Genomic DNA, 10,143 nt, shown 5'->3' with positions numbered 1-10,143 from the left:
ACGGTCCGGACGGCCCGTGGATCCGCCGCGACGAGCGCTGCGAGATCAGGATGCTGCGGTATTACTGGTACGACTTCACGATCTCGAGGAGGCTCGGGACGTTGGCGTACGCCTCGGCCGCGTTCTCCTTCGTGACGATGACCGGCGGCAGCAGGAACGCGGGAACGACCTTCACGCCGTTGTCGTACTGCTCTTCGTCGTTCACGTCGACCTCTTCGCCCTTCTGGAGCTGGCCGACCATCTTGATCGACTGCTCGACGAGGAGCGTGGTGTCCTTGTTGATCGTGGAGTACTGGATGCCCTCCATGATCGACTTCACCGACTCGACCTCGGAGTCCTGGCCGGTGACGACCGGGACGTCCTTGCCCGCACCCTGCACCGAGGTGATAATGGCGCGAGCGAGCGTGTCGTTCGGGGACAGGACGCCGTCGAGCGCCTCAGAGCTGTAGGTCGACGTGAGGATCGAGTCCATGCGGCGCTGGGCGTTCTCGGCCTTCCAGCCCTCGGTCGCCGTCTGGGCGATCTCGGTCTGACCCGAGACGACCTTCAGGGTGCCGTCGTCGATCTTCGGCTGGAGGACCTCCATGGCGCCGTTGAAGAACACCGCGGAGTTCGCGTCATCCGGCGAGCCCGAGAACAGCTCGATGTTGTACGGAGCCTCGTGGCCCGCACGCTCGGCGAGACCGTCGAGCAGAGCCTGACCCTGGAGCTTGCCGACCTCGAAGTTGTCGAACGCGACGTAGTAGTCGACGGCCTCCGTGTTCTCGATCAGACGGTCGTACGCGATGACGGCGACACCGGCGTCGCGGGCGGCTTCGACCTGCGTCGCGAGCTGCTTGCCGTCCTTGGCGCCGATGATGATGACCTTGGCGCCACCGGTGACCATCGCCTGGATCTGGTTCTGCTGCTCGGCGACCGTGTTGCTGGCCGGCGCGTACTGCACGTCTGCCTTGAACCCGGCCTTCTCGAGACCCTTTTTGAACAGGTCCCCGGCGAGGACCCAGTTCTCCGAGGTCTTGTCCGGAAGGGCGACACCGATCGTGGCGTCGGCGGCGAAGCCTGCTGCCGCCTCGTCGCCACCATCGGCGCCGGTGTCTCCGCCACGCTCCGAGGAGCAGCCGGTGAGGGCGAAAGCGCCCACGGCGACGATCGCTGTCGCCGTAAGAAGCATCTTCTTCATGTGATCTCTTTCTCTGGTGTGTGTAGGTCTCGACGCGTGTGCGTGCGCAGTGAGACCCCTACTATCCGCGCGTCTCGTCGACGGCGGGGGCTTCGTACTTCTGGTTGGTGGGGTAGTTCGCCTTCGGGTCGAAGGTGTCGGTCATCGGGTCCTCCTTGCGGCCGAAGCGACGCGTGAGGAAGCCGGTGATCGACGGGCGACCCTGCTGCTTGTTCCAGACGTCGACACCGACGGCGAACAGGAGCACGAGGCCCTTGATCATCGAGACCACGTCGGCACCGGCGCCCAGCAGCGCGAGACCGTTGTTCAGGAACGCCATCACGAGACCACCGATGATCGAGCCGATCACGGTTCCGATACCGCCCGAGACGGCCGCGCCACCGATGAAGACCGAGGCGATCGCATCCAGCTCCCAGCCGTTGCCGTCCTGCGGCCCCGAGGCCGTGGCCCTGGCGACATAGATCATGCCGGCCAGCGAGGCGAGCACCGACATGTTCATCATCACGAAGAAGTCGACCCAGCGGTCCTTCACACCCGACAGGCGCGCGGCCTGGCGGTTGCCGCCGACCGCGTAGATGTGGCGGCCGAACACGGTGTTGTTCGTGATGAACGAGTAGAGGATGACGAGGGCGAGCAGGATGATGCCCGAGATCGGGAAGCTGGTGCCCTCACGGCCGGTGGCGAACAGCCATCCCGCGACGAGGATCACGACCGAGATCAGCACGACCTTGGTGACACTCACCCACAACGGCGCCATATCGGCACCCATCTTGTGCTGGATGCGACGGGTGCGGATCTCCCAGAACACGATCCACGCGACGCCGAGCAGGGCGAGCAGCATGGTGAAGACGTTGAAGGGCACGGGGATGAACGACAGCTCGGGCAGGTAGCCGGCGCCGATGACCTTGAAGCCCTGCGGGACGGGGATCGACTGCGAGTCGCCGACCCACTGGTTCGCACCACGGAAGAACAGCATGCCCGCCAGCGTCACGATGAACGCCGGTACCCCGACATACGCCACCCAGAACCCTTGCCAGGCACCGACGAGCACGCCGACGCCGAGACCGAGGAGCACGCCGAGCGGCCAGGGGAGATTCCAGTCGGCCATGGCCTTCGCGACCACGATGCCGGTGAACGCGGCGACCGAGCCGACCGACAGGTCGATGTGACCCATGATGATGACCATCACCATGCCGATCGCGAGGATCAGGATGTACGAGTACTGGTTGACGACGTTGATCAGGTTGCCGGACGAGAGCGTGAGGCCGGTGCCCTTGAAGATCCAGGTCAGCACCTGGAAGACGACCAGGATCACGACGAGGCTGCCGAGGATGCCGAACTGGCGGAGGGTCGACTGGCCGCCCCCGAACATCTTCGTGATGTCCTTGAAGTGGAAGCCGCGCTTCGTTGCGGTGGTGTCGGTGGTCATGCGGATGCTTTCTGGTTCGTCGAGGTCATGCTGCGCATGAGGTCCTCGGGTGTCGCCTGGTCGGCCGGGATGCAGTCGGTGACCCGACCTTCGAAGACCGTGTAGATGCGGTCGGAGATGCCGAGCAGCTCGGGCAGCTCGCTGGAGATGACGATGACGCCCTTGCCCTGTGCCGCGAGCTGGTTGATGATCGCGTAGATCTCGTACTTCGCTCCGACGTCGATCCCGCGGGTCGGCTCGTCGAGGATCAGCAGGTCGGGATCGGTGAACATCCACTTCGCCAGCACGACCTTCTGCTGGTTTCCACCGGACAGCTTGCCGACCCCCTCCTCGACCGAGGGCGTCTTGATGCGCAGGGCCTTGCGGTAGTCCTCCGCCACGGCGAACTCGGCGCGTGCATCGACGACGCCGCGCTTGGCGATCTTGGAGAGCTTGGCGGCGACGACCGAGCGCTTGATGGTGTCGAGCAGGTTGAGCCCGAGCACCTTGCGGTCCTCGCTGACGTACGCCAGGCCGTGCTTGATCGCGGACGAGACGTCGTGGAGGGCGACCTCCTGGCCGTCCTTGATCAGGGTGCCGGAGAGGAAGGTGCCGTAGGAGCGACCGAAGATGCTCATGGCGAACTCGGTGCGCCCGGCGCCCATGAGCCCGGCGATGCCGACGACCTCGCCGCGGCGGACGTTGATGTTCGAGCCCTTGACGACCATGCGCTCCGGGACGGTCGGATGCTGCACCCACCAGTCCTTGACCTCGAAGAACACCTCGCCGATCTCGGGCGTGCGGTCGGGGTAGCGGCTCTCGAGCGAGCGGCCGACCATGCCGCGGATGATCCGGTCCTCGTTGATCTCGCCGCGGGAGATGTCGAGCGTCTCGACCGTGCGGCCGTCGCGGATGATCGTGATCTCATCGGCGATCTGCTCGATCTCGTTGAGCTTGTGGCTGATCATGATCGACGCGATGCCCTTGGCCTTGAGGCCGAGGATCAGGTCGAGCAGGTGCTGGGAGTCGTTCTCGTTGAGCGCGGCGGTCGGCTCGTCGAGGATCAGGAGCTTGACCTCCTTGTTGAGCGCCTTCGCGATCTCGATCAGCTGCTGCTTGCCGACGCCGAGGGTCTTGATCTGCGCGTCCGGGTCCTCACTCAGCCCGACGCGGGCGAGGAGCTCGATCGTGCGCTCCTTCTGCGCCTGCCAGTCGATGCGGCCGCCGCGGGAGATCTCGTTGCCGAGGAAGATGTTCTCGGTGACCGAGAGCTCGGGGATGAGCGCGAGCTCCTGGTGGATGATCGCGATGCCGGCCTGCTCGCTGGCGACGATGTCCTTGAAGCGCTGCTCCTCGCCGTACAGCAGGATCTCGCCCTCGTAGGTCCCGTACGGATACACCCCGGAGAGGACCTTCATCAGGGTCGACTTCCCGGCGCCGTTCTCCCCGCAGATCGCGTGGATCTCGCCGGCGCGGACGGTGATGGAGACATCGGCCAGCGCCTTGACCCCCGGGAACTCCTTGGTGATGCTTCGCATCTCCAGGATCGGGCCTGACACAGTCGGCAACGTTGCAGTGGTGCTCACGGATCATTCCTCGCGACGTGCGGTCACCTTCAATGTGACCGTTCACATCGATATATCGTCGTCTTATGACGGACCGCTGTCAAGTCCGCGCCGGGATTTCGTGTCGCTACCGTGATGCAGCGGATTCGCGCGCACGCAGGATCGTCTGCAGCGGGCCGAACTCCGGCACCTGCTCACCACGGATCTGCGCGAGCAGGATGCGCACGGCGCGGCGCCCGAGCTCGGGGAAGTCCTGGTGCACGGTGCTGAGCGACGGAGCCACATGCGCCGCGACGGGGATGTCGTCGAAACCGATCACACTCACGTCGTGCGGGACGCGTATCCCCGAGTCGCGGAACCCGTGCATCAGCCCGATCGCCATGAGGTCGTTCGCGGCGAACACGGCGGTGAAGTCGCGGCGGAGGGCGAGCTCCTTGCCCGCGAAGTACCCGAAGTCCGCGGTCCAGTCGCCGCGGATCGGCGGGAACGTGGGCAGATCGGCCTCGCGCAGTCCGTCGAGGTAGCCGCGCATGCGCGACTCGGCCTCGATCCAGTCCTGGGGTCCAGCCAGGTGCAGGATGTCGCTGTGACCGAGCGAGATCAGGTGCTCCGTCGCCGCTCTGGCACCGGCGACCTGGTCGGCGGACAGGCTCACCCCGTCCGAGCCGGATGCCGTCTGCAGCGTGACGAACGGCATGTCGACGGACATGCCGCGAAGGACATGGAACACCCGCACCTGCGGCGCGAGCACCACGATCCCGTCGACCTGCTCGCGCGAGAGCTGCCGCACCGCGTTGCCGATCGCCTCCGGACTCGTCGCGGGGAGGTTCAGGGTCGAGACCGAGTACCCCTCCTCGCGCGCCGCATCCTCGATCCCGGCGATGGATGACGTCGGACCGAACTCCCCGATGGTCGCCGAGAGGATCCCCAGCATGTTCGACTTGCTGGTGACCAGCGCCCTGGCCGCGAGATTCGGCCGGTAGTCGAGCACGGCGATCGCGTCGAGGACCTTGGCCTTCGTCTCGGGACGGATGCTCGGATGATCGTTCAGCACCCGGGACACGGTCTGATGGGAGACTCCCGCGAGCCGTGCGACGTCGCGGATGCTGGGCAGCCGCGCACGCTCGGAGGCGGTGGACATCACTTGCCTCCTCGCGTGTGCACGGTCACATCGTCACTTCATTATGTCTGCTGGGACGCGCGCACGCACCTCTCGCCGACCGTCGCCGCGCGTCGCCGGTTGTGCGGGAGCACGGGAACGTACACCCGGTTTCGTCGGACTGCACCGGAACGGCCTCCCCCAGCATGGCATCGTGACCACGTGGACACTCTGCTGCGCGGCGGGCGCGTCATCGACCCGAAGACCGGATCCGACCGGATCGCCGACCTCCTGATCACAGAGGGACGGGTGGCCGCCGTCGGTGATGCACTCACGGCACCGGTGGATGCCGACGTCGTCGACGCCACGGGTCTCATCGTCGGCCCCGGCTTCGTCGACCTGCACAGCCACGTGCACTCGATCGCCGGACAGCGTCTACAGGCGATGGACGGCGTCACCACCGCACTCGACCTCGAAGCGGGCCTCATGCCGATCGCCGAGGCGCTGGCGCGTGCCGCGGCAGACGGCCGCCCCCTGAACTACGGATTCTCCGCCTCCTGGTCGCAGGCACGGGCGTACGCGCACCTCGACCGGGCGCCCGTCGCCGACTTCGCCGCGTCGATGGACCTGCTCGGCACGCCCGAGTGGCAGCGCGCCTCCTCCCCCGCCGAACGCCGCCGCTGGTTGAGCCTGCTCGAGGACGAGCTCGGTGCCGGCGCACTGGGGATCGGTGTGCTCATGGGCTACGCGCCCCGCTCCGACCCGGACGAGTATCTGGAGCTCTCCCGGCTGGCCGCGGCCGCACATGCCCCGACGTTCACGCACGTGCGCGAGCTGATCGAAGCCGACCGCCGCACGCCGATCGACGGGTCGGAGGAGCTCGTCCGCGCGGCCGCCGAGACCGGCGCCGCCATGCACCACTGCCACGTGAACAGCACGTCGCTGCGCCACATCGACCGCGTGCTGGCCCTGCTCGACCGCAGCCGCGCGGCGGGCTCCCGCGTGACCGTGGAGGCCTATCCCTACGGCGCGGGCAGTACCGCGATCGGCGCGTTCTTCCTCGCTCCGGAGAAGCTCAAGGGACTCGGCATCACCCCGAGCTCGCTCGTGCTCGTCGACACCGGCGAGCGCATCGCCGACGAGGCCCGGCTGCGCGAGGTGCGCGCGACGGACCCCGGCGCCGCGTGCATCGTGACGTTCCTCGACGAAGCCGATCCCCTCGACCGCGCGCACCTGGACCGTGCCCTCGCCTACCCCGATTCGATCGTCGCGAGCGATGCGATGCCGATCTCCTGGGCGGCAGCCGACGGTCGGACCGTGTACGAGCAGCGCGACTGGCCCCTGCCATCCGGCGGGCACACGCATCCGCGCACGGCCGGGACGTTCACGAAGTCGCTGCGTCTCATGGTGCTCGAGAGCGACACGTGGACCTGGCCGGAGGCCTTCCGTCGCTGCTCATTCCTTCCGGCGCGGGTGCTCGACGAGGTCTCCTCGGGCATGCGGGGCAAGGGGCATCTCGCTGTCGGAGCCGATGCCGACATCGTGGTCCTCGATCCGGCGACCCTCACCGACCGGGCGACCTACTCCGACCCGACCCGGCCCTCGCGGGGCATCCGCTACCTGTTTGTGCACGGCACCCCCGTCGTGCACGCCGGGGAGATCGTGACCGAGGCCCTGCCGGGGCGCCCCGTACGAGGGAACGCCTGAAGCATCGATCCTTCGTCCGGGCGAACCAAGGTCCGCGCAAGTCTCGTCGCCCGACACCAACGGGCCGGCGGAGCACGCGAATAGTCTCGGCCCATCGCCGTCGCCTCGAATGCGACGACCCACTCGATGTAGAGGAGCGCACGTGTCCGACCTGAACGAAATCGGCAGCTGGGTGCGGGAGAACCTTCCCGCGATGCTGGCCGACGCGCACATCCCCGCGGCATCCGTCGCGATCCTGGCCGACGGTGAGATCTTCACCACCGCCGCCGGAATCCTGAACCGCAACACCGGTGTCGAAGCCGACGTGGACTCGGTCTTCCAGATCGGCTCGATCACCAAGACCTGGACGGCGACGCTCATCATGCAGCTCGTCGACGAGGGACTGCTCGACATCGACGCCCCGGTGCGCGACACCGTGCCCGCCTTCGCGATCGGCGACGATGCGGCGGCGAGCACGATCACGGCCCGGCAGCTGCTGAGCCACGTGAGCGGCTTCGAGGGCGACCTCTTCAACGACACCGGGGTCGGCGACGACGCCGTGGAGAAGTACCTCGCGACGATCGCCGACGCCCCGCAACTCTTCACCCCGGGCGAGCGCTTCTCGTACAACAACGCCGCCTTCGTGGTGCTCGGCCGCATGGTCGAGGTCCTGCGCGGCACGTCGTACGACCAGGCGCTGCGCACGCACCTCGCCGGTCCGCTGGGCCTGACGCACGTGGCCACCACGGCCTCCGAGGCGATCATGTTCCGCGCCGCGCTCGGGCACATCCCGGCCGAGGGCAGCGACGAGCCGGTGGCCGCCCCCGTGTGGAATCTGGTGCGCTCGAACGCACCCGCCGGGTCGATGCTCGCCATGACCGCGCATGATCTGGTGAGCTACGCGCGCATGCACCTGGACGGCGGCGTCGCTCCCGATGGGACGCGCATCCTGTCCGAGGAGAGCGTCCGCGCGATGCAGGAGCGTCAGGTCGATCTCCCCGAACTCGGCCTGATGGGCGACGCGTGGGGCCTGGGCTGGGAGATCTTCGACTGGGAGGGCGGACCCGTGATCGGCCACGACGGCGGCACGATCGGGCAGAACGCGTTCCTGCGGATGGTTCCCTCCGCGGGGGTCGCCGTGGCGGTCCTCACGAACGGCGGGCAGACGGTCGACGCCTACCACGCCATCACCTCCCGAGTGCTCACGGCGCTGGCCGGGGTGACGATGCCCGCGCTGCCCACGATCCCGGAGACGCCGGTCGAGGTCGACGTGGACCGCATCCTCGGCACGTATTCGTCGTCGGTCTCGGACTCGACCGTGCGACTCGACGACGACGGCCGCATCTGGCTCGAGCGCACCATGAAGGGGATCTTCGCCGAGCTGGGCCCGGCGCCGGAGCCGGTCGAACTCGTCGGCTGGACGACCGACACGCTGCTCCCCCGCAAGCAGGAGCGCGGGATGCGCATGCCGCACGCCTTCGTCGGCGACGACGGCACCGGACGTGCGCTGTACCTGCACACCGGACGAGCCGACCGCCGGGTCGACGCATGAGCACGACGGCGGCGCTCTTCACGGAGGCCGGCGCGACCGGGTTCCTGCACGCGCGGGAGATCGGCGAAGAGGGCGGCCCCGAGGTGAGCGTCGACGCCGACGAGCCCGTGGTGCTCGCCTCGGTGTTCAAGATCCTCGTGCTCACGGCCTACGTGCGCGCAGTTGCCGCCGGGGAACTCGACCCGACCGAGCGGACCACCGTGACGGCGCGCTACCGCATCGGCGGCGTGGGCACCGCCGGGTTCTCGGACGACGTCGAGGCCAGTTGGCGCGACCTCGCGCAGAACATGATGACCATGAGCGACAACGCCGCCACCGACGTCGTGTACCACCGGCTCGGGAGTGATGCCGTGAACCGGGTCATCAGCGACCTGGGGCTGCGGCACACGCGGCTCGTGGGGTGCTGCGAAGACCTGTTCGCCTCGGTCGTCTCCGATCTCGGCGGCACACCCGACAGCGATCTGGACGAGCTGTTCGAGGGGGCGAGCGCCGAACAGATCCTCGCACTCGACGCGGTGCATCCGGTCAAGACCTCGCACTCCACCCCGCGGGATGTCACGACACTGCTCAACGCGCTGTGGACCGACACCGCGGCGACGGCCGAGGCGTGCCGTCAGGCCAGGGACATCATGGCACAGCAGATCTGGCCGCACCGGCTGAGCTCCGGCTTCCCCCCGGGTGTCCGTATCGCGGCGAAGACCGGCACGCTGCCCACCTGGCGCAACGAGGCCGGCGTGGTGACCTATCCCGACGGCCGGCAGCACGCAGTGGCCGTCTTCACCCGCGCCGCATCCCTCGCCGACAGGCAACCTCTGGTGGACGCCTCGATCGGCCGCGCGGGCTTCGCCGCCGTCGAGCACCTGCGCGCCCTCTGACCTGGACCACACACCCCCTGCACCATCCACCTGCACCATCCCGAACACTGCTGGAGGCTTCTGATGCGTTCTCGTACCCCGCTGATCGCGCTGCTGGGCGTTGCGGCGCTCGCCCTGACATCCTGTGCCGCGAGCGCCCCTCCCGAAGGAGGAGACACCCCCGACGGCGTCCTCGCCGACGGCAAGACCTTCACCGCGGCCGTCGCCACCGACCCGGGCACGCTCGACCCGTTCACGACCGTCATCGGCACGGCCCGACAGATCGATCGCTACCTGTACGGTCGCCTCGTCGAGGTGCAGAACGACGGGACGATCCTGTCCGGGCTCGCCTCCGAATGGGAAGCCGGGACGGAGCAGGCGACCTTCACGCTGCGTGACGACATCACCTGCCAGGACGGCTCACCGCTCACGGCGTCCGCGGTCGCCGCGAACATCTCCTTCATCGGCGATCCGGCGAACGGCTCCCCCCTCGCCGGCGTGCAGGTGCAGCCGGGAACCACCGCGACCGGTGACGACGCCAGCGGCATCGTCACCGTCACGAGCGGACGGCCCGATGCCTTCCTCGTGGAGAACGTCGGAAGCATCTCGATCGTGTGCGGCAACGTCGTCGACGACGCCGACGCCCGAGCCGCCGGCGAAGGCGCGACCGGGATGTTCACGCTCACCGAGGTCGTGCCGAACAACCAATACACCCTGACCCGTCGCGACGACTTCACCTGGGGACCCGGCGACTGGGATCCGACGCAGCCGGGCATCCCCGACACGGTCGTCTACCGCG

8 protein-coding genes are annotated in these 10,143 nt (G+C 68.1%); 4 read left to right on the top strand and 4 right to left on the bottom strand.

All coding sequences use genetic code 11. The features are described from left to right. Positions 1-61: 61 nt before the first annotated feature. The 4 genes from ACNPM4_RS15055 to ACNPM4_RS15040 all read right to left on the bottom strand — a co-directional run bounded on the left by ACNPM4_RS15055 (position 62) and on the right by ACNPM4_RS15040 (position 5,294). Positions 62-1,180 carry a substrate-binding domain-containing protein gene (locus ACNPM4_RS15055; RefSeq protein WP_448986200.1) on the bottom strand — a complete coding sequence of 373 codons (1,119 nt, stop codon included), beginning with the start codon at positions 1,178-1,180 and terminating at the stop codon, positions 62-64. Positions 1,181-1,241: 61 nt separating this feature from the next. Further along, positions 1,242-2,609: a multiple monosaccharide ABC transporter permease gene (gene mmsB, locus ACNPM4_RS15050; protein WP_029262610.1), complete on the bottom strand. Its 1,368-nt coding sequence runs from the start codon at positions 2,607-2,609 to the stop codon at positions 1,242-1,244. After that, positions 2,606-4,147, bottom strand: coding sequence for a multiple monosaccharide ABC transporter ATP-binding protein (gene mmsA, locus ACNPM4_RS15045; protein ID WP_105710922.1), 1,542 nt, complete (start codon positions 4,145-4,147; stop codon positions 2,606-2,608). The genes mmsB and mmsA overlap by 4 nt, the downstream gene beginning before the upstream one ends. Positions 4,148-4,280: 133 nt before the next feature. Next, positions 4,281-5,294, bottom strand: a complete 1,014-nt coding sequence (locus tag ACNPM4_RS15040) for a LacI family DNA-binding transcriptional regulator (RefSeq protein WP_029262612.1) — start codon at positions 5,292-5,294, stop codon at positions 4,281-4,283. A 180-nt stretch (positions 5,295-5,474) separates the two neighbouring features. On the opposite strand from ACNPM4_RS15040, the gene ACNPM4_RS15035 reads away from it, so the two are divergent. The 4 genes from ACNPM4_RS15035 to ACNPM4_RS15020 all read left to right on the top strand — a co-directional run. Continuing rightward, positions 5,475-6,959, top strand: coding sequence for an amidohydrolase family protein (locus tag ACNPM4_RS15035; protein ID WP_448986198.1), 1,485 nt, complete (start codon positions 5,475-5,477; stop codon positions 6,957-6,959). Positions 6,960-7,101: 142 nt separating this feature from the next. Beyond that, a complete protein-coding gene (locus ACNPM4_RS15030) occupies positions 7,102-8,490 on the top strand; it encodes a serine hydrolase domain-containing protein (protein WP_029262614.1) in 1,389 nt (462 codons plus the stop codon). Beyond that, positions 8,487-9,365, top strand: a complete 879-nt coding sequence (locus ACNPM4_RS15025) for a serine hydrolase (protein ID WP_448986196.1) — start codon at positions 8,487-8,489, stop codon at positions 9,363-9,365. Before ACNPM4_RS15030 ends, ACNPM4_RS15025 begins: the two co-directional genes overlap by 4 nt. Positions 9,366-9,428: 63 nt before the next feature. Further along, positions 9,429-10,143 (top strand): ABC transporter substrate-binding protein (locus ACNPM4_RS15020; RefSeq protein WP_448986194.1); only part of this gene is annotated, 715 nt, incomplete at its 3' end.

The organism is Microbacterium umsixpiens (genome assembly GCF_053543675.1).
The sequence above is the reverse complement of the archived record's forward strand: the minus strand, read 5'-3'. Positions and strand labels throughout refer to the sequence as shown.

Coding starts and splice junctions, on each gene's coding strand:
- ACNPM4_RS15055 (WP_448986200.1), bottom strand. CDS start 1,180: ATGAAGAAGATGCTTCTTACGGCGACAGCGATCGTCGCCGTGGGCGCT.
- mmsB (WP_029262610.1), bottom strand. CDS start 2,609: ATGACCACCGACACCACCGCAACGAAGCGCGGCTTCCACTTCAAGGAC.
- ACNPM4_RS15040 (WP_029262612.1), bottom strand. CDS start 5,294: ATGTCCACCGCCTCCGAGCGTGCGCGGCTGCCCAGCATCCGCGACGTC.
- ACNPM4_RS15025 (WP_448986196.1), top strand. CDS start 8,487: ATGAGCACGACGGCGGCGCTCTTCACGGAGGCCGGCGCGACCGGGTTC.